Below are 19147 nucleotides of genomic sequence, written 5' to 3' on the forward strand. Positions count from 1 at the left end.
GGATCGCCTAGCCGGCCAACGCGCGTTGCCGGCGGCGCTGCACCGAGCTGCCGATCCCCATCGCCTCGCGATACTTCGCCACCGTGCGTCGCGCGATGTCGAACCCCTTGGCGTTGAGCAGCTCGACGATCGTGTCGTCGCTCAGCACCTTTGTACCCTCGTTTGCGATCAATGCCTTGATCGCGCTCTTCACCGCCTCCGCCGATACCGCGTCGCCGCCGTCGGCCGCCTGGATCGCGGAGGTGAAGAAGTATTTGAGTTCGAAAAGCCCGCGCGAACAACTCAGATACTTGTTCGACGTCACGCGGCTGACGGTCGATTCGTGCATCTCGATCGCGTCGGCGACCTGGCGCAGCGTCAGCGGGCGGAGATGCGCGACACCCTTGAGGAAGAACGCCTCCTGCTGGCGGACGATCTCGGTCGCGACGCGGATGATCGTCTTCTGCCGCTGATCGAGCGCCTTCACCAGCCAGTTGGCGCTCGCCAGCATATCGCCGAGCCACGCCTTCGACGCCTTGTCCTGCGGCCCGGCCGACAGCTCGGCGTGATAGCGGCGGTTGACGAGCACGCGCGGCAGCGACGCGGCGTCGAGCTCGACCACCCAGCCGCCCACGGTGCGGCGGACGTGGAGATCGGGCGTCACCGACTGCGCAGGCTCGCCGCCGTAGCGGCAGCCCGGTTTGGGATCGTAGCCGCGCAGCTCGCGGATCATGTCCGCCATATCCTCGTCGTCGACCTGGCACAGACGCTTGAGCCGCGGCAGATCGCCGCGGGCGACGAGATCGAGATTGTCGATCAGCCGCGCCATGCACGGATCGTAGCGGTCGGCCTCCTTCGCCTGGAGTGCGATGCATTCGGCAAGGTCGCGCGCGCCGACGCCGGTCGGATCGAACGTCTGGATCACGACCAGCACCTGTTCGATCTGCGCGAGCGGCACGCCCAGGCGCGTCGCCACGTCGAGCAGGTTGGCGGTGAGATAGCCGGCCTCGTCGATCAGATCGATGAGATGCTGCGCGACGAACAGATCGCCGCCGGCAAGCGCTTCGCCTGCTTGGCGCAGCAGATGGTCGGCCAGCGACAGGTCGGCGCTGGCCATCGCGTCGAAATCCGGGCCGTCCGCGCTAGCGGGCCCGCTCGCACCGTCGAGGCCGAGCCCGTCGCCCGCCGCCCGCTCGCTATTCGCCGCGTCACCAGGGCCGTCGTCGAACCGCTCGGCAGCAATGTCGACGTCGAGTGTCTCGCCCGCCGCCTCGCCGGCGATGACGAGTTCGTCCGCGGGCGCCGGCTCGTCGCGCTCGACCGGGGTGTCGCGCTCGGCCACCGGGCCATCGTCGTCAGCGGGAGCGCCCTCGAGTAGCGGGTTCTTCTCGATCTCCTCGGCGATGACGCTCTCGATCTCGAGGTTCGACAGCGCGAGCAGCTTGATCGCCTGCTGCAGCTGCGGCGTCATCACCAATGACTGCGATTGCCGTAGGTCGAGACGTGGGGCGAGGCTCACGGCCGGTCGTTGCGCATCGGCGTGCGTTCAGGCGCCGGGGGGAGGGGGGGCGAACGGCCCATCGGTCAGAGCGAGAACCCTTCGCCGAGATAGAGCCGGCGCACATTGGGATCGGCGACGAGATCGTTCGGCGCGCCGCTGAACAGCACGCGGCCGTCATAGATGATGTAGCCGCGATCGACGATTTCGAGCGTCTCGCGCACGTTGTGATCGGTGATTAGCACGCCGATGCCGCGGCGCTTCAGATCCTTCACCAGATCGCGGATGTCGGCGATCGACAAGGGGTCGATGCCTGCGAACGGCTCGTCGAGGAGGATGATCGAGGGATCGGCGGCGAGCGCACGCGCGATCTCCGCGCGCCGGCGCTCGCCGCCCGACAGCGCCATCGCGGGCGCATCGCGCAGCCGCGTAAGGCCAAATTCGTCGAGGAGCCGGTCAAGCTTGGTCTGCCGCGCCGCCTTGTCGGGTTCGGACAGTTCAAGCACCGTCAGGATGTTTTTCTCGATCGTCAAGCCGCGAAAGATCGACGTTTCCTGCGGCAGATAGCCGAGCCCGAGAATCGCGCGGCGGTACATCGGCAGGCCGGTGATATCCTCGCCGTCGAGCATGATGCGGCCCGCATCGGGCTTCACCAGCCCCATCACAGAGTAGAAGCAGGTCGTCTTGCCCGCGCCGTTGGGCCCGAGCAAACCGACCACCTCGCCGCGCCCGACCGAGACCGAGACGTCGCTGAGCACGATGCGCTTGTCGTACGACTTGGCGATCGACACGACCTGCAATCCGCCCGTCACCGGCGCCTCGCGAACCGGGTTCGCCCGATCGAGCGGCATCACTTCGTCCATCGCCTGTATCAATCCCGTACGTGCGATCGGGCGGTCAGCCCGCTACCGATTGGCAGGATTCATGCATGAGCAGCGCGCGCGGGGGAAGCCCCCTTTGCGATCAATTGCGCTTGGGCACCGAGAAGGTGCCGGTGACGCGGCCCGATGGCGCGGTCGTCACGGTGCCGCCCGTCGTCGCCGCACCGCCGCCGCGGACCGACGAACCGTCGATCACCGCCTTGCCGGTATCGAGGTTGATCGTCAGCCGGCCGCCGTTCACCGTGTTGCCCGCCTGCGTCAGCGTGACGCCGCCGACCATCGTGATGACGCGCCGGTTGAGATCGTACACCGCATATTGGCTGCGTGCCGTCTGATCGGGACGGCGTACGATCACGCCCCCCGCCGCGTCGAGCCGCGAGACCTGCGGGCTGCCGCCGACGACCTGGCCGGTATAATTCACCGTCATGCGCGCGGCGTTCAGCGACATTTCGGCCTGCCGCACCGCCACGTTGCCCGACAGCACGGCGCGGTTCGCGCGATCCTGCAGCTCGATCGTGTCCGCGCCGAAATCGATCGGGGCGGCGGAATTGTGACGCGTCTGCGCGCCAGCGCCGGTGGCGAGCAGAAGCAGGAGGAGCGACGCGCGTTTCATGGCGCGCTATCTCGTCGCTCGCGGGTTCACACGCAAGCGGGCATTGCCGCGCAACGTGACGGTTCGCGATTCGAGATCGGCGTCGAGCCGGTCGGCGCTGAACGTCCCTTGCGACACCGTACCCGTCACCGCGCCGCCCGACTGCATCCGGCGGGTCTTGAGATCGACCGTCGCATCGTTGGTGTCGAGCGAATAGCCGTCGGGTCCGCGAAACGCGATCGGCCCGTCGACCGCGACGCGCTCGCTGCGCATGTCGTATCGGCCCTTGGGCGCGGTAAGCGTCGCCGGACCGTCCTGCAGCCGGATCTGCGCCGCGAGCGCGTTCAGCTGTACGATCGGTTCGGCCGAGCTTTTCTGCAGCGCCGAGCCGGCGTTGAGGACGAACGGCTGCCCTTTGGCATCGGCCCCGCGATATTGCGCGCGCTGGATCTTGAGCCGCTCCTTGGCCACTTCGACCTTGTTCTTGTCGAGCACGAACGAGACATCGCCACCCGTCGTCAGCGGCGCCATGACGAGGAACGCCGCGAGCACGCCGATCAGCACGGGCAGCAACCAGTGCGTGATAGCGATCAGCCGATCGTGCCGGCTGCCCGGCGCGGCCCAGCGCTGGCGGTTGGTCCGCTCGCGGAGCGCGATCTCAGACATGCGCGAAGATGTCGGCCTCCGGCCAGCCGGCGAGATCGAGCTCGGCGCGGTGCGGCAGGAAATCGAAACAGGCCTGCGCCAGCGCCGTACGCCCCTCGCGCGCGAGGCGACGGTCGAGCTCGTCACGCAGGCGGTGAAGGAAGCGCACGTCGGACGCGGCGTAATCGCGCTGCGCCTCGCTCAGGACGGGGCCGCCCCAGTCGGACGACTGCTGCTGTTTCGAAATATCCTGCCCGAGCAGCTCGCGCACCAGTTCCTTCAGTCCGTGGCGATCGGTGTAGGTGCGCACCAGCCTTGAGGCGATCTTGGTGCAATAGACCGGCGCGGCGACGATCCCCATATAATGGCGGATTGCGGCGATATCGAAGCGGCCGAAATGATAAAGCTTGAGCCGTGTCGGATCGGCGAGCGCGGCGCGCAGATTCGGCGCCGCATAGTCCGACCCCGGATTGAAACGGACGAGATGCTCGTCGCCGAGCCCGTCCGAGATTTGCACAAGGCACAGCCGATCGCGCGGGGTGATGAGCCCCATCGTCTCGGTATCGACCGCGAGCGGGGCGCCGGGTGCGAAGACGTCACCGGGCAGATCTTCTTCGTGAAAGTGAACGGCCATGACGTGCCCTAGCGTGCGCGCGCGGCGGGCTCAACCGGCTCCGAGCGCCGCGCAGCGGTGGTTTGCTAGCCTTCGTATGCGACGGATTGTGCTTTCAGCGCGACAGTTACGCAATCAACCGGCCGTTTCACTTGCAAATCGCGACGATTCTGTTCGCGACCCGCGACGCGATGCGCTATGACGAGTCGTGTGGCGCATTGGCTTTGGCGCTGCGAAGACTTGCGCAGGCCGTCCAGCGCGCAGGCCTTGAACGATCGGCGGGCGGAGCGGGAAGACGAACAGGGTTTATGAGTTACGACAAAGGTGGCCGCGGCAATCGTGGCGGACGCGGACGCGACAAACGCGATGATTTCGGTGGCGGCGACTTCGGCGGCGGCGGCGACTTCGGTGGTGGTGGCTTCGGCGGCGGCGGTTTCGGCGGCGGCGGCTTTGGCGGCGGTGACCGTGGCGGCTTCGGTGGCGGCGGCGGGTTCCGTGGCGGCGGTGGCGGCTTCGGCGGCGGCGGCGGTGGCGGCGGTGGTTTCCGCGGCGGCGGCGGTGGTGGCGGTTTCGGCGGTGGCAACCGCATGCCGCCGCAGGTCGTCGGTGAGGGTACCGGTGTCGTCAAGTTCTTCAACGCGCAGAAGGGTTTCGGCTTCGTCGTGCGCGATGACGGCGGCGAGGACGTGTTCGTGCACATCTCGGCGGTCGAGCAGGCCGGCCTGACCGCGCTTGCCGAAGGTCAGCCGCTCGGCTTCACGCTGGTCGATCGCGGCGGCCGCATCTCGGCGACCGACCTCAAGATCGAGGGCGAGCCGCTCCCCGTCACCGACCGCGGCCCGCCGCGCGACGGCGGCTTCGGCGGCGGCGATCGCGGCCCGCGCGCTGGCGGTGCTGGCGGCGCCGGTGCGCCGCAGCGTCAGCTGACCGGTGAGAAGGCGACCGGCACGGTCAAGTTCTTCAACGCGATGAAGGGCTTCGGCTTCATTCAGCGCGACGACGGCCAGCCCGACGCGTTCGTCCACATTTCCGCGGTCGAGCGTGCGGGCATGTCGAGCCTCAACGAGGGCGATCGCCTGACGTTTGAGATCGAGGTCGATCGGCGCGGCAAGTATGCAGCGGTGAACCTCGCCTCGGGCAGCTAATCCGCTCCTGCGATTGGCGAATAGAAAAGGGCCGTCCGGGTAACCGGGCGGCCTTTTTTCATGGTGCTTTCCTGGCGGCGCGGAAATGAAGCTCGGTAGGGAGGGCGCAGTAAACGCGTCTGCAAACGGCCATGCGCCCTTCGGTCAGACAGCTACGCTAGCTGCCTAACGCATGCGGGCCGCGGCGATCGCTTCCTTGAGCTTGTCCAGCGGCTGTGCGCCGGAAAGGACGCGGTCGCCTACCACCCAGGTCGGCGTGCCGGTTATCCCAAGCTTCGCGGCGAGCGCTAGGTTGGCGGCAATCTCGGTATCGGCGTCGTCCGGCAGGCGCGACGCGTCGACGCCGGTACGCTGCGCGGTTGCGGCGATCGTCGCGGCGCTTACCGGACCGGCAGCGTAGAGCGCCTCGTGAAAAGCGGGGAACTTGTTTTGTGCCGCGGCGGCGAGCGAGGCGCGCGCGGCATCCCGGCTCTCCTCGGCAAGGATCGGCAGTTCGCGGAATACGACGCGCAATTGCGGATCGGCCGCGATCAGCTGGCGGATGACCGGCAGGCTCGCGCGGCAGTAGCCGCAGTTATAGTCGAAGAATTCGACCAGCGTCACATCGCCTTTGGGGTTGCCCATTACCGCGCCGCGATAGGGCGTCTCGATCTTCGCACGATCGCCGCCGATGGCGCGGGCGCTTTCGCGTTCCTGAAGCTTCTGCATCGCCTGCGGGATGAGTTCGGGATTGGCGAGAACATAGTCGCGCACGATCCGCTCGACGCGTGTCCGGTCCGCCGGGCCGAGATCACCAGGCGCGGCACGTTCGGCGATCCACACGCCTGCGGCGCCGAACAGCGCACCGAGTAGGACAAGGCCGAGAAGTGCGATCCTGCTCATCGCCGCTTCCGCTTGCTGCCGAGTTCGTTCTGCGACGTCATCGCGATGTCCTGTGCCCTGATCCAGTCGGGTGTGTTCTGCGGAATGCCCGCCATCGCGTTGCGCGCGCTCATCGCCGCAGTGCTCGCATCGCCCATCATGCTCGCGCGCTCCGCCGTGGCGAGCGCGGCCCGCGCGCTGTCGCCGGTCATCTCGTAAACCGTGCCGAGCTGCTGCCAGGCGAAGGGGTTCTGATCGTCGCGCGCAACCGCGGTGCGCAGCACCTGCCGTGCCTCCGCCAGATTCGCCTTGTCCTCGGTCGCGATCAGCGCGTGGCCGAAGGTTGTCGCGATCAGCGGATTGTTGCGCGATCCGGCGGTGGCGTCACGCAGCGGTTCGAGCGCCTCGCGCGGCTTGCCCGCCTCGAGCAGGATCTGCCCCTCGATCTCGAGGAAATAAGGGTCGTCGGGCTTGGCCTTGACGAGCGCCGCGGCCTCGACGTCAGCCTTCTGCGGATAGCCGCTGCGGTGATAGGCGTAGGCGCGCGCGTAATGCGCATAGATCGACTGGTTGCTCTCAGGATATTTCTGAAGCGCCTGCGCAGGCGGCAGCAGGTAGCCGTCGAGCTTCGCCTGCACGCGGCGGAAGCGCTCCTCCCACTCGGCATTGAGCGGCTTGTTCCAGGCAGGCGAGGATTGCAGCGTTTCCGAGATCGCAGCGACACGCTCCGACGACACCGGGTGATCGAGCATGAACTCGACCTTGCGCGTGATGCCGTAGCGATATTCCATCTGCTGCATCGTCTTGAAGAAATTGAGGTAACCCTTGCCGGTGATGCCGGCGGCGTTGAGATATTTCGCGCCGGCGGCGTCGGTCGACGCTTCCTGCTGGCGCGAGAAGGCGAGATACTTGCCCATCGCCGCCTGCTGTCCCGCCGCGAGAAGCCCGGCACCGGCTTCGCCCGCGCCAGCCGCCATCGCGGCGATGCCGAGCACGACCGAGAGAAGGGTGATGCCGGTGGCTTCCTGAAAGCCGCGGCCCGAGAGCGACACATGGCCGCCGGTGATGTGGCCGAGCTCGTGCGCGATGACGCCCTGCACCTCGTTCGCGGTCTTCGCCGCCTGCAGCGTGCCCGAGTGGACATAGACGATCTGCCCGCCCGCGACGAAGGCGTTGATCGACCCGTCGTTGACCAGCACGACTTTCACATCGCGCGGGCTGAGCCCCGCCGCGGTGATGAGCGGCGCGGTCATGTCGGCGAGCAGCGCCTCGGTCTCGGCGTCGCGCAGGATCGATTGCGCCTGCGCCGGCTGCGCCCACACCAGGCCCGCGAGCGCGATGCCGACGATTCGACGCGTGAGGCGCGGCATCGTCATGCGTTCGGACGGGGAGGGGTGGGGAAGGGGACGGTCATGCGCCGGGTTCAGCACGCAGCCGGCTGAACTGCCGCTGAAGCCCGGCGCACGACCATGCGATCACGCCCCGAAGGTACGCTGCCACCAGCCGCGGCGCGGCGCGGTGTCAGCCTGTTCACCCGTCGTCGAACCGGCGTCTGTCGATCCTTCCGCGGCATCGTCGGGCGGCGCAGCGCCATCGGTCTGCGTCGGCGCGAGCGTCGCCGTCTCGGTCGCTTGTGGGACGGGGAGATCGGCCGAGGGCACGTCGACCGCCGGTACGTCCGCCTTCTTGCGCCGCGTCCGCTTGGGTTTGGCGGGCGCTTCTGCGGTTTCGGCCGGCGCGGGCGCGTCGCCAGCCGGCGTCTCCGCCGTCTCGATCGCGTCGACCTTCTTGCGGCGCGTCCGCTTCGGCTTGGCGGGCGCTTCCTCCGCCGCCGGCGCGATCGCCTCGATGCCCGGCGTCTCGATCATTGGCGCGTCGACGGCAGGTGCCGATTCGGCCGGCGCGTCGGCGGTGACCGCCGGCTCGGCCGCAGCCTTGGCGCGCGGACGACGACGCGTGCGCGGCGTCGGCGCTTCCGGCTCGGCAGCGTCGGGCGCGGCGGCATCCTTCGGCTCGATTGACGCTTCGACCGGTGCCTGCATCGCGGCGGCGACGGTTTCTACCGGCTGTGCCTCGTCAGGCACTGCCGCGTCCTGCGCCTCGGAGACGTCCTGCGTACCCGCCTCGCCATCACGGCGGCGGTTGCGACGGCCGCGACGGTTGCGGCGGCGACGGCCACCTTCGCCCTCTCCGGTCGATGCACCTTCCTCACCCGGCGCGGCGGCGGCGATCGCGTCGCCGTCATCATCGGCGTCACTTTCGTCCGCGAGGCTTTCGTCCGCACCCTCATCGAGATCGGCGTTGGACGACGGCGTCGCCTCGCCCTCGGCGCCATTGCGACCGCGACGGCCACGCCGCCGGCGACGCTTGCGGCCGCCCTCGCGCGATTCGTCGCCGCCACGCGGTTCGTCGGTGCGCGCGGTTTCCTCGGTGTCGACGAACTCCTCGTCCTCTTCCTCCTCGATCTCGTCGGGGATGTCGTCGTCGATTTCCTCGACCGGCGGATCGAAGCGCGGCGCATAGGCCGGCGGCGGGCCCGCCGCCTCGACCGCCATGCGCGCGCCTTCCTGCTCACCGTCGGGCAGGATCTCGACCTTCACGCCGTAGCGCTCCTCGATCTCCGCGATGTCGGCGCGCTTGCGGTTGAGCACATAGACCGCCGCCTCGACGCTGGCGCGCAGCGTCAGATACGATCCGCGCCCGCGCGCGGCCTCGTCCTCGATCAGGCGCAGCGCGCTGAGGCCGGCCGACGAGGCGGTGCGCACCAGCCCGGTGCCCTCGCAATGCGGGCAGGGGCGGGTAGAGGCCTCGAGCACGCCGGTGCGCAGCCGCTGGCGGCTCATCTCCATCAGCCCGAAGCTCGAGATACGGCCCACCTGGATGCGCGCGCGATCGTTCTTCAGCGCCTCCTTCATCGCCTTCTCGACCTTCCGGACATTGGAATTGTTGTCCATGTCGATGAAGTCGATGACGACGAGGCCGGCCATGTCGCGCAGTCGCAGCTGGCGTGCGATCTCCTGCGCCGCTTCGAGGTTCGTCGCCGTCGCAGTCTGCTCGATATTGTGCTCGCGCGTCGAGCGGCCAGAGTTGATGTCGATCGAGACGAGCGCCTCGGTCGGGTTGATGACGAGGTAGCCGCCCGATTTCAGCTGCACCACCGGGTGGTACATCGCGGCGAGCTGATCCTCGACGTGGCTGCGCTGGAACAGCGGGATCGGATCGCTGTAATGCCTTACCCGCTTGGCGTGGCTCGGCATCAGCAACTTCATGAACTCGCGCGCCTGGCGATAGCCTTCGTCGCCCTCGACGATCACCTCGTCAATGTCCTTGTTGTAGATGTCGCGGATCGCGCGCTTGATGAGATCGCTGTCGCCGTAGATCAGCGCGGGCGCCGCGCTCGACAGCGTGTTCTCGCGAATCCCGTCCCACAGCCGGGCGAGGTAATCGAAGTCGCGCTTAATCTCGGTGCGCGTGCGGCTGAGCCCGGCGGTGCGCACGATGCAACCCATCGACGGCGGCAGCGCGAGCTCCGCCATGATCGATTTCAGTCGCTTGCGATCCGACGCGTTCGAAATCTTGCGGCTGATCCCGCCGCCGTGCGACGTGTTAGGCATCAGCACGCAGTAGCGGCCTGCAAGCGACAGATAGGTCGTCAGCGCCGCGCCCTTGTTGCCGCGCTCTTCCTTGACGACCTGGACCAGCAACACCTGACGGCGGCGGATCACGTCCTGGATCTTGTAGCGGCGGCGCAGGTTCATGCGGCGCTGGCGCAGCGCCTCGACCTGATCGTCGTTGATGCCGGTCGACGACGGTGCGCGCGGCGCATCGCCCTCCGCGTCGCCGTCGCCCTCGTCGGCGGCGTCATCGCCGTGATCGGCATCGTCCTCGACGTCATGCTCGGCGTCCTCGACATCGCCGTCGTCCTCGTGCGCTTCCTGCTCGGCGCGCAGCTTCGCCTCTTCGGCGGCATGCTCCGCTTCCTCACGCAGCAACGCCTCGCGATCCTCCTTCGGGATCTGGTAATAGTCCGGGTGGATTTCGGAGAAGGCGAGGAAGCCGTGGCGGTTGCCGCCGTAATCGATGAACGCGGCCTGCAGCGACGGCTCGACGCGCGTTACCTTGGCGAGATAGATGTTCCCCTTGAGCTGCTTGCGCTCGGCACTCTCGAAATCAAATTCCTCGATCCGGTTTCCCTTGACGACGGCCACGCGGGTTTCCTCCCGGTGGCGTGCGTCGATCAGCATACGCATGGTCATGTAAGTGTCTCCGCGCGCGGCTCGCGCCGCCGGACGGCGGGTCCGCGCGATGATAAGGCGCCGCCGGCCCCCTGAGACCGGCTGGGCGAATGGTGGTGAATAGTGCCTTCGTGCGCGGCGCAGCTCCGGGCAGCCTGCCCTGGAGCGATCCCGTGTCCGCGCCGCCGGCGGGGGCCGGTCGGAACTGCGGTGCGGGAGAATGCGGCATGCGAACGTCAACCTGATGGCCCACGCCGGCACGAACGGCCGGGCGGGCGGTGGGTCGGGCAGGCGCCGATTGGGCGCGCACTCCGATCAAGGTGATGGTTAGCAACTCCATCGTCATTCGGCAACTGGAACAAGGTTGCCGGCCGGCCGGCAAAATATTGCCGAACGCGCCGTTAACCGCGCCCGGCAACCGCGGCTTGAGAGCCGCCCGTTACCGCTTGCCATACAAGGCAAAGGGTTTGCATTCATGGCTTTTCGCTGGACCGGGGGGGCACCCGCGCGGCATGTGCGCCGCGTGTCGGTCGTCGCCGCTATTCTGACGGGTCTGTTGTTCGGTGCCCCCGGCTGGGCAGCGACGATCGAACGCGTCGAGATCGGCGAGCGCCAGGTGCGCATCCATTTCGATGCCGCGGTGCGCGGCGCGTCGAGCTTCATTCTCGATACGCCGCAGCGGATCGCGGTGGACGTCGAGGGCGCGGGCCCGGGGCGTCGCAGCGACGGCGACGGCGTCATCACAGCTGTGCGGCAGGGCTGGCGCGGGCAGGACGGCGCGCGCGTCGTGCTCGATCTCGCGCAGCCGATGATCGTCGAGAGCGGCGCGTTCGAGGACGACGGGCGTACGCTCAACCTGTCGCTGCGCGACGTCAGCGAGCGCCGCTTCAACGCGGCGAGCAGCGCCTCGCCGCTCAGCTTCCTGCCGTTCCGCTGGGGCGAGGCGAGGCCCAAATACAAACTGTCGATTCCGGTGCCGCCGGCGCGCAAAAGCGCGCTGCCGCGCGTGCGCGGCGACGAGAGCCGGCCGCTGGTGGTGATTGATGCGGGCCACGGCGGCAACGATCCCGGCGCGATCAATCCCGAGACGGGCCTGCGCGAGAAGGACGTGACGCTGGCGATCGCCAAGGCGATCCGCGACGAGCTGATTTCATCTGGCCGTGCGCGCGTGGCGCTGACCCGCGACGACGACCGCTACATCCTGCACCGCGAGCGGTTCGGCGTAGCGCGGCGGCTGCGCGCGGATCTGTTCATCTCGATCCACTGCGACAGCGTAGGGACCGGCGACGCATCGGGTGCGACCGCCTACACCCTGTCCGACGTCGCGTCCGACAAGGAAGCCGCACGGCTCGCCTCGCGCGAGAACAAGTCGGACATCATCGCAGGCGTCGATCTCGACGAGAGTTCGGACGTGTCGTCGATTCTGATCGACCTGACGCAGCGCGAGACGATGAACGCGTCTGCCGGGTTCGCGCGGCTGCTCGGCCGCGAGGCGAAGCCGCTGATGCCGGTGAAGCCCAATTTCCACCGCATGGCGTCGCTGCTGGTTCTGAAAGCGCCCGACATGCCGTCGATCCTGTTCGAGACAGGCTATATCTCGAACCCGCAGGACGCGGCGTTCCTCGACAGCCGCGAGGGGCGGCAGCGGATCGCGGAGAGCGTGCGCCGTGCGGTGGAAGTGTATTTCGCGCGCCGGCTGACGCAGACGGCCTCGCGTTGAAACCGTGCCGGGTAAGCGTTTTGCGCGGCGTGCCGGCCGCAGCGTTGTTGCCAGTAGCGGGGGCGCTGCTTAAACACCGGCGCCGCGTATGGCGTCCACATCCCCCGAACCCCTGAAGCTCCGGCTGCGTCGTATCGGCGGCGGCATCGGTAACACCGCGGCCCGCCTGTGGGCGCGGACCTGGGTAAAGGTGCTTGCCGGACTTGCCGCGCTCGGCCTCGTTGCGCTGGGCGGTTTCTGGTTCGTCGTGACGCGCGATCTGCCGTCGGTAGAGCAATTGCGCACCTACGAGCCGCCGTTGCCCACCAACGTGCGCGCGATCGATGGCGGGCCGATCTATTCCTACGCGCGCGAGCGGCGCGTGGAATTGTCGTTCAACGAATATCCTCCGCTGCTCATCCGCGCCTTCCTGGCGGCGGAGGACAAGACCTTCTTCGAGCATCACGGCGTCGATTATCCGGGGCTCGCCGGCGCGGTGTTCGATTACGTGTCGAAGCTGGGCTCGGGCCGGCGCGCGCGCGGCGGCTCGACGATCACGCAGCAGGTGGCCAAGAACCTGCTGATCGGCAACGAATACTCCCCGACGCGCAAGATGCGCGAGGCGATCCTCGCGTGGCGGATCGAGGATACGCTCACCAAGCCGCAGATCCTGGAGCTCTATCTCAACCAGATCTTCCTCGGTCGGAACGCCTATGGCGTCGAGGCGGCGGCGCACGCCTATTTCGACAAGGAGCTCGACGAGCTCTCGCTCGCCCAGATGGCGTATATCGCGATCCTGCCGAAGGGCCCGGCCAATTACGATCCGTTCCGCAACACCGAACGCGCGCTCGAGCGACGCAACTGGGCGATCGGCGAGATGGAGCGCAACGGCTTCATCACCGCGGCGCAGCGGTCCGAGGCGCAGGCGCAGCCGATCGGCGCGATCGTGCGGCGGGTGCCCAAGTTCGAGCGGATCGGCGGCTATTTCGTCGAGGAAGTCCGCCGCCGGCTGATCGACAAGTTCGGGGAGAGCGCACGCGACGGGCCGTACAGCGTCTATTCGGGCGGGCTGTGGGTGCGCACCTCGCTCGATCGCAAGGTGCAGGACGCCGCCGCCGAGGCGCTGCGCGCGGGGCTGCTGCGTTACGATCGCGGGCGCGGCTTCTCCGGACCGCTGCGCCACGTCGAGATCGCCGACGATCGCTGGCAGACTGCGCTGATCGACAGCAACATCATGCTCGACTACGAGGACTGGCGCGCTGCGATCGTCATCTCGCGCGACGCGTCTGAGGCACGGATCGGTTTCGCCGACGGCAGCGAGGGTAGCCTGCCGCGCTGGGGCGCGCAGATTCCGCTGCGCGGCAAGGGCACGCCGGCGTTCGGGACGCTCAAGGTGGGCGATATCATCGCCGTCGCGCCGTCGGGCGGTGCCTTCGCGCTGCGATCGGTCCCCAAGATCTCCGGCGGCTTCGTCGTGCAGGAACCGCAAACCGGTCGCATCCTGGCGATGCAGGGCGGATTCGATGCGTCGCTTCAGTCGTTCAATCGCGCGACGCAGGCGATGCGGCAGCCGGGATCGACGATCAAGCCGATCGTCTACGCCGCGGCGCTCGAGCGCGGCATGACGCCCGCGTCAATCATCGTTGACGGGCCGTTCTGCGTCTATCAGGGCGCGCGGCTGGGGCAGAAATGCTTCCGCAACTTCGGCAATTCGCGCGGCGCGGGCCCGCACACGATGCGCTGGGGCGTCGAACAGTCGCGCAACCTGATGACGGTGCGCGCGGCGGCGCAGACGGGCATGACCAACGTCGTGCGGCTGATGAAGGCGATGGATGTCGGCGACTACCAGCCGTATCTGTCCTACGCGCTGGGTGCCGGCGAGACGACCGTCACCAAGATGGTCAATGCGTACGGCGTGCTCGCCAACCAGGGTCGCTGGCACGCGCCGACGCTGATCGATTTTGTGCAGAACCGGCGCGGGCAGGTGATCTGGCCGGAGAATTGGCGCGCATGCGATCGCTGCAACATGCCCAATTGGGACGGCAAGGCGATGCCGCGCCCGTCGGTGCGCGGCAAGCAGGTGCTCGACGCGATGTCGGCGTATCAGATGGTGCACATCGCCGAGGGTGTGATCCAGCGCGGCACCGCGACGGTGCTGCGCGATCTCAACCGGCCGATCTTCGGCAAGACCGGCACCAATTCGGGGCCGAAGGACGTGTGGTTCATCGGCGGCACGCCGCAGATGGTGGCGGGCGTCTACATTGGCTACGATTCGCCGGTGAACCTCGGCGGCTATGCGCAGGGCGGGACGCTGGCGGCGCCGATCTTCAAGCAATGGGCGACCAAGGCGTATGAGGGGATGGAGGTGCTGCCGTTCCGCGCGCCCGCCGGCATCCGCATGGTACGGATCGATCGCGCGAGCGGACGGCCCGTCTACGGCACCTTCCCGACTGACAGCGATCCCAAGGCCGGGGTGATCTGGGAAGCGTTCAAGCCGCAGGCGGAGGCGCGCCGCGCCCCGCGCCGCCCGACCGCGGCCCCCACCGCGGCGCCGACCGCGGCGGCCACCAAGGCAAAGGCCACGGATAGCGACTTCCTGCAGCGCGAAGGCGGCATCTACTGATCGCCGCCTGACGCCCGGCGGAGGTGGCGCGGCACGGCATTGTCCTGCCGTGTTTCTCGCCCTAAGTCCGCGACCCGTACGATCATACGCCGCACCTGCGCCGCGCACCTCTGGCGCCGGCAGCTCGCTGCGACGGTTGGAGAACTATCATGCGCGCCGAAGCGCACGCCCATGTCGAGACGATCAACGAGGCCCTCGCGCTGCTGCGGCGCAGCCTCGATTGGGATCGTGCGCTTCGGCGGCTCGACGAACTCAATGCGCGCGTCGAGGATCCGACGCTGTGGAACGATCCCAAGGCCGCGCAGGACGTGATGCGCGAGCGCCGCCGGCTGGACGAGGCGATCACCGCTGCGCGTAGCATCCAAACCGAAATGGCGGACACCGCCGAGCTGATCGAGATGGCCGAGGCCGAGGGCGACGAGGAGATGGCGTCCGAGGGGACCGCCGCGCTCGCGCAGCTCGCCGAGCGCGCGCAGAAGGACAAGGTCAAGGCGCTGCTGTCGGGGGAGGCGGATCACAACGACACCTATGTCGAGATCAACGCCGGCGCCGGCGGCACCGAGAGCCAGGACTGGGCCGAGATGCTGCAGCGGATGTACACGCGCTGGGCCGAGCGGCAGGGCTACAAGGTCGAACTGATCGATTATCACGCCGGCGAGCAGGCCGGGATCAAGTCCGCGACGCTGCTGGTGAAGGGCGAGAATGCCTATGGCTATGCCAAGGTCGAGAGCGGGGTGCACCGCCTCGTCCGGATCAGCCCCTACGACAGCTCCGCGCGCCGCCACACGAGCTTCTCGAGCGTGTGGGTCTATCCGGTGATCGACGATTCGATCGATATCGAGGTCAACGACAGCGAGCTGCGCATCGACACCTATCGCGCGTCGGGCGCCGGTGGGCAGCACATCAACACGACCGATTCGGCGGTGCGCATCACGCACTTGCCGACCGGCATCGTCGTCGCCTGCCAGAACCAGCGCTCGCAGCACAAGAACAAGGCGGAAGCGTACAACCAACTGCGCGCGCGGCTCTATGAGCATGAGCTGCGCAAGCGCGAGGAAGAGGCGAACGCCGTCAACGCCACCAAGACCGATATCGGATGGGGGCACCAGATCCGCTCCTACGTGCTCCAGCCGTATCAGTTGGTGAAGGACCTGCGCACCGGCGCCACTTCCACTTCGCCGGGTGACGTGCTCGACGGCGATCTCGACGAGTTCATGGCCGCCGCGCTGGCGCAGCGCGTGACGGGCGAAGCGGTCGACGTCGAGGACGTGGAGTAAGCGCGTGCCCCACGCCGCTTCCCCGCGTGCAACGCCCCGCCGCGTCGGCACGTGTTCGGCCGGGGCATCGGCACTCCTCGTCCTATTGACGGCGTGCGATGGCGGCGCGCCGCTGATCAAGCGCGAACCCAAAGAGCCGGGCCCGTTTCCCGTCGCCGACCGCCCCGTCGCGCATATCGTTTCCGCGCGCTGGTCGAACGAGGAGGCGCGCGATCGGTTGAACGAGGCGGAGACGGTGATGGCACGCGCCGCGATCCGGCCGGGCATGACGGTTGCCGACATCGGCGCTGGCGAGGGTTATTACACGATCCGCTTGGCGCAGAAGGTGGGTGATGACGGCCGCGTGCTGGCGCAGGATATCGTGCCGGCGACGCGCGACATGCTCGCCGATCGCGTGGCGCGAGGAAGGCTCGACAATGTCAGCGTGAAGCTCGGTGCACCGGCCGATCCGAAGCTGCCCGAGGCGAGTTTCGACCGTGTCTTCATGGTGCACATGTACCATGAGATCGAGCAGCCGTACGAGTTCCTGTGGCGGATGCGCCCCTCGCTGCGCCCCGACGGGCTGGTCGTGGTAGTCGATGCGAATCGACGCACGGCCGATCATGGCACGCCGCCCGCGCTGCTGCGCTGCGAGTTCGCGGCGGTCGGCTACAAGATGATGACGCTGACGCCGATGCCGTCGGCTGGGGGCTATTTCGCGACCTTCAGGACTGAGGGGCGGCGGCCTGAGCCCGAGCAGATCCGATCGTGCCGGCTCGACACATCACAGCAGCCCGCGCGCGCGAAAACTGACGCAGCCGCCCGGCGCCAGCACGAGGTGATCGACCAGCCGAATTTCTAGCGCGTCGAGCACGGTGGCGAGTTGCCGAGTGAAGCGCAAGTCGGCGGCGGACGGCTCAGGATCGCCCGATGGGTGGTTGTGCGCCATCACGACTTGCGCCGCCTCGAGCGCGAGCGCGCGGTTGACGACCGAGCGGATGCGGACGGCGACGACCTCGGGATGATCCGACGATTGGCGATGCCAGCCGAGCGCGTCGCCGCCATGATCGAGGAACACGAAGACGGCGGTCTCCACGTGGTGTCGGGCAAGCTCGTCGAGAAATGCCGATATCGGTTGCGCCAATCCGTGCATCGCGCGCCTTTGCCCAAGACCGGTGATGCTCACGTCGTATCTCCTCCGTTTCGAACCAAATTTGAATTCATGAGCCAGTTGAAAAGTTGCTTTACTTGGCGGCGCGATCGCGGATGATGCGAAGCAGTGCGACGGCTACGAGCGAGCCCCACGCCTCGTTCACGCTTCCGGAGTCGCCCTTGTCCAGCGCCGACGACCAATATGCCGCGATTCTGCGGTCGATCATCGACACGGGAGAGGAGCGGATCGACCGCACGGGCGTCGGCACCCGATCGATCTTCGGCGCGTCGGCGCGATTCGATCTGTCGGACGGGACGGTGCCGCTGCTGACATCCAAGCGCGTGTCGTGGAAGACGGCGGTGAAAGAGATGCTCTGGTTCCTTACCGGAGAGACGAACATCCGGCCGCTGGTGGCGGCAAAGGTCGGCATCTGGACTGATTGGCCGCTCGCCCGCTACCGTCGCGAGACGGGCGAGGCGATCAGCCAGGCGGCGTTCGAGCAACGCATCGTCGACAACGCCGATTTCGCGGCGCGCTGGGGCGATCTGGGGCCGGTCTACGGCAAGCAGTGGCGCCGGTGGGACGATGGCCGCGGCGAGACGATCGACCAGATCGCTGAGGTAATCCACCTGCTGCGCACCAATCCGTCGAGCCGGCGGATCCTGTTTCACGGCTGGAACGTCGCGGACCTCGAGGGCATGGCGCTGCCGCCGTGCCACATGGTGTATCAGTTCCACGTGCGCGACGGGCGCGTGAGCTGCCTGCTGTTCCAGCGCAGCGCGGACCAGTTCCTCGGCACGCCGTTCAACTGGGTCGGTGCGAGCGCGCTGCTGATGATGATCGCGCAGCAGGCCGATCTCGCCGTCGGCGAGCTGATCTGGCACGGCGGCGACGTTCACCTGTACCTCAATCATCTCGAGCAGGCGGAGACGCTGCTCGGCCGCGCGCCGCGTGCCGCGCCGACGATGCGGCTGGTCCGACACGCGGCGTCGATCGATGACTATCGGATCGAGGATTTCGTGGTCGACGGCTATGATCCGCACCCTGCGATCAAGGCCGACGTCGCGGTTTAGGCGGGCTGGCTCACGTCTCGATCGCAGCAACGGCCGCGATCAGCGCGGTAATCGTTGAGCTGCGCGCCATCACCGCCGCGTCGTGGTGCGGCGCGAAGACCAATCCGAGCGCGCGCACGAAGTCGAACGTGTCGAGCGGTACACGGGCGATGCCGGGCTCGCGAAATCCGTTGGGCATGACGGTGATGCCGAGCCCGGCGCGCACGTGCGCCAGCGCCTTGTCGTCGCTGGTCGTGCGCGCGGCGAAGAACGGGCGGACGCCGCGCGCGATGAAGAAGCGGCTCGTCTGCGATAGGAGTTCGCAATGGCGGCGCACGATCATCGCGTCGTTCGCCAGTTCCTCGGCCGCCACGATCGTGCGGCCGGCAAGCGGGTGCGTGATGGAGAGGGCGAGCGAATAGCCTTCGCTAACGATCGCCGACGCGCCTGCCGAAATGTCGGCATCGCGCAGCGCCAGCAGCGCGACGTCGATCCGCCCGCGCGCCAGCCGCCCGCGCAGGTCGCGATCCTGCCCCTCGACGATTTCGACGCGATCGCCGTCGCCGCGCGATAGGCGATCGACGAGGAAAGCCTCAATCGTTCTGCGCGAGATCGTCGATAGGACACCGATGCGCACCGTCCGCGTCGCCGCGGCGCCAGCGACGGCGCGTTCGGCGGCCGCGAAGCCACCCTCGATCATGCGTGCGTGGTCGAGCAGCCGCGCGCCCGCCTGCGTTAGCGCGACCCGCCGATTGGTGCGATTAAACAGGGGATGGCCAAGCGCTTTCTCGAGCTTCGCGATGCCGACTGACAGGGTAGGCTGCGACACGTTGCACGCCGCCGCCGCGCGCGAAAAATTGCCGGTATCGACCACCGCGAGGAAATAGCGCAGGTGGTAGCGATCGATCATAGACG

Annotated in this window: 16 protein-coding genes; 6 read left to right on the forward strand and 10 right to left on the reverse strand. The window is 67.9% G+C overall.

The window, feature by feature from the left end:
- Positions 1 to 7: 7 nt before the first annotated feature.
- The 5 genes from rpoN to F1C10_RS00745 form a co-directional block, all read right to left on the reverse strand.
- On the reverse strand, positions 8 to 1498 hold the full coding sequence (gene rpoN, locus F1C10_RS00725; protein WP_185207929.1) for an RNA polymerase factor sigma-54: 1491 nt from the start codon (positions 1496 to 1498) through the stop codon (positions 8 to 10).
- Between the two features lie 65 nt (positions 1499 to 1563).
- Positions 1564 to 2340 carry an LPS export ABC transporter ATP-binding protein gene (gene lptB, locus F1C10_RS00730; RefSeq protein WP_185207931.1) on the reverse strand — a complete coding sequence of 259 codons (777 nt, stop codon included), beginning with the start codon at positions 2338 to 2340 and terminating at the stop codon, positions 1564 to 1566.
- 100 nt (positions 2341 to 2440) lie between these two features.
- Positions 2441 to 2971 carry an LptA/OstA family protein gene (locus F1C10_RS00735; protein WP_185207933.1) on the reverse strand — a complete coding sequence of 177 codons (531 nt, stop codon included), beginning with the start codon at positions 2969 to 2971 and terminating at the stop codon, positions 2441 to 2443.
- 6 nt (positions 2972 to 2977) lie between these two features.
- On the reverse strand, positions 2978 to 3616 hold the full coding sequence (gene lptC / locus F1C10_RS00740) for an LPS export ABC transporter periplasmic protein LptC (RefSeq protein WP_185207934.1): 639 nt from the start codon (positions 3614 to 3616) through the stop codon (positions 2978 to 2980).
- Entirely contained in the window at positions 3609 to 4229 is a 621-nt protein-coding gene (locus F1C10_RS00745; RefSeq protein WP_185207936.1) for a ribonuclease D, read from the reverse strand. The genes lptC and F1C10_RS00745 overlap by 8 nt, the downstream gene beginning before the upstream one ends.
- Positions 4230 to 4516: 287 nt before the next feature.
- Here F1C10_RS00745 and F1C10_RS16850 point away from each other — a divergent pair, with 287 nt between their 5' ends.
- Positions 4517 to 5353: a cold-shock protein gene (locus F1C10_RS16850; protein ID WP_185207938.1), complete on the forward strand. Its 837-nt coding sequence runs from the start codon at positions 4517 to 4519 to the stop codon at positions 5351 to 5353.
- 165 nt (positions 5354 to 5518) lie between these two features.
- On the opposite strand, the gene F1C10_RS00755 is transcribed toward F1C10_RS16850, so the two are convergent.
- The 3 genes from F1C10_RS00755 to F1C10_RS00765 all read right to left on the reverse strand — a co-directional run bounded on the left by F1C10_RS00755 (position 5519) and on the right by F1C10_RS00765 (position 10458).
- Entirely contained in the window at positions 5519 to 6235 is a 717-nt protein-coding gene (locus tag F1C10_RS00755) for a DsbA family protein (RefSeq protein WP_185207940.1), read from the reverse strand.
- The gene (locus F1C10_RS00760; protein ID WP_185207942.1) at positions 6232 to 7584 is read right to left on the reverse strand and encodes a M48 family metalloprotease; all 1353 of its coding nucleotides are present in this window, start codon (positions 7582 to 7584) and stop codon (positions 6232 to 6234) included. Before F1C10_RS00760 ends, F1C10_RS00755 begins: the two co-directional genes overlap by 4 nt.
- 105 nt (positions 7585 to 7689) lie before the next feature.
- Complete coding sequence (locus F1C10_RS00765; protein ID WP_185209989.1) at positions 7690 to 10458, reverse strand: ribonuclease E/G; 2769 nt, start codon at positions 10456 to 10458, stop codon at positions 7690 to 7692.
- 466 nt (positions 10459 to 10924) lie between these two features.
- On the opposite strand from F1C10_RS00765, the gene F1C10_RS00770 reads away from it, so the two are divergent.
- From F1C10_RS00770 to F1C10_RS00785, 4 genes are all read left to right on the forward strand, one after another.
- Positions 10925 to 12169, forward strand: coding sequence for an N-acetylmuramoyl-L-alanine amidase (locus F1C10_RS00770; protein WP_185207943.1), 1245 nt, complete (start codon positions 10925 to 10927; stop codon positions 12167 to 12169).
- 88 nt (positions 12170 to 12257) lie between these two features.
- Entirely contained in the window at positions 12258 to 14771 is a 2514-nt protein-coding gene (locus tag F1C10_RS00775) for a penicillin-binding protein 1A (RefSeq protein WP_185207952.1), read from the forward strand.
- A gap of 149 nt (positions 14772 to 14920) precedes the next feature.
- On the forward strand, positions 14921 to 16048 hold the full coding sequence (prfB, locus tag F1C10_RS00780) for a peptide chain release factor 2 (protein ID WP_185207954.1): 1128 nt from the start codon (positions 14921 to 14923) through the stop codon (positions 16046 to 16048).
- A 4-nt stretch (positions 16049 to 16052) separates the two neighbouring features.
- Positions 16053 to 16889 (forward strand): class I SAM-dependent methyltransferase, encoded by an 837-nt coding sequence (locus tag F1C10_RS00785; protein WP_185207956.1) that lies wholly within the window; start codon positions 16053 to 16055, stop codon positions 16887 to 16889.
- On the opposite strand, the gene F1C10_RS00790 is transcribed toward F1C10_RS00785, so the two are convergent.
- Positions 16812 to 17213, reverse strand: a complete 402-nt coding sequence (locus F1C10_RS00790) for a JAB domain-containing protein (protein WP_219729770.1) — start codon at positions 17211 to 17213, stop codon at positions 16812 to 16814. The two genes, F1C10_RS00785 and F1C10_RS00790, sit on opposite strands and share 78 nt — an antisense overlap.
- A 146-nt stretch (positions 17214 to 17359) precedes the next feature.
- On the opposite strand from F1C10_RS00790, the gene thyA reads away from it, so the two are divergent.
- Positions 17360 to 18253: a thymidylate synthase gene (thyA, locus tag F1C10_RS00795; RefSeq protein WP_258042998.1), complete on the forward strand. Its 894-nt coding sequence runs from the start codon at positions 17360 to 17362 to the stop codon at positions 18251 to 18253.
- 10 nt (positions 18254 to 18263) lie between these two features.
- Here thyA and F1C10_RS00800 read toward each other — a convergent pair whose 3' ends face one another.
- The gene (locus F1C10_RS00800) at positions 18264 to 19142 is read right to left on the reverse strand and encodes a LysR family transcriptional regulator (RefSeq protein WP_185207960.1); all 879 of its coding nucleotides are present in this window, start codon (positions 19140 to 19142) and stop codon (positions 18264 to 18266) included.
- Positions 19143 to 19147: the final 5 nt, after the last annotated feature.

The sequence above is a fragment of the Sphingomonas sp. NBWT7 genome (assembly GCF_014217605.1).
In the GTDB taxonomy this organism is placed as follows: Bacteria; Pseudomonadota; Alphaproteobacteria; order Sphingomonadales; family Sphingomonadaceae; genus Sphingomonas.

Excerpts from the sequence above, each read along its gene's own strand:
- F1C10_RS00735 (WP_185207933.1), bottom strand. The coding sequence starts at position 2,971 with ATGAAACGCGCGTCGCTCCTCCTGCTTCTGCTCGCCACCGGCGCTGGC.
- F1C10_RS00775 (WP_185207952.1), top strand. The coding sequence starts at position 12,258 with ATGGCGTCCACATCCCCCGAACCCCTGAAGCTCCGGCTGCGTCGTATC.
- F1C10_RS00745 (WP_185207936.1), bottom strand. The coding sequence starts at position 4,229 with ATGGCCGTTCACTTTCACGAAGAAGATCTGCCCGGTGACGTCTTCGCA.
- F1C10_RS00800 (WP_185207960.1), bottom strand. The coding sequence starts at position 19,142 with ATGATCGATCGCTACCACCTGCGCTATTTCCTCGCGGTGGTCGATACC.
- F1C10_RS00765 (WP_185209989.1), bottom strand. The coding sequence starts at position 10,458 with ATGCTGATCGACGCACGCCACCGGGAGGAAACCCGCGTGGCCGTCGTC.
- F1C10_RS00755 (WP_185207940.1), bottom strand. The coding sequence starts at position 6,235 with ATGAGCAGGATCGCACTTCTCGGCCTTGTCCTACTCGGTGCGCTGTTC.
- F1C10_RS16850 (WP_185207938.1), top strand. The coding sequence starts at position 4,517 with ATGAGTTACGACAAAGGTGGCCGCGGCAATCGTGGCGGACGCGGACGC.
- prfB (WP_185207954.1), top strand. The coding sequence starts at position 14,921 with ATGCGCGCCGAAGCGCACGCCCATGTCGAGACGATCAACGAGGCCCTC.
- lptC (WP_185207934.1), bottom strand. The coding sequence starts at position 3,616 with ATGTCTGAGATCGCGCTCCGCGAGCGGACCAACCGCCAGCGCTGGGCC.
- lptB (WP_185207931.1), bottom strand. The coding sequence starts at position 2,340 with ATGGACGAAGTGATGCCGCTCGATCGGGCGAACCCGGTTCGCGAGGCG.
- F1C10_RS00760 (WP_185207942.1), bottom strand. The coding sequence starts at position 7,584 with ATGCCGCGCCTCACGCGTCGAATCGTCGGCATCGCGCTCGCGGGCCTG.
- F1C10_RS00770 (WP_185207943.1), top strand. The coding sequence starts at position 10,925 with ATGGCTTTTCGCTGGACCGGGGGGGCACCCGCGCGGCATGTGCGCCGC.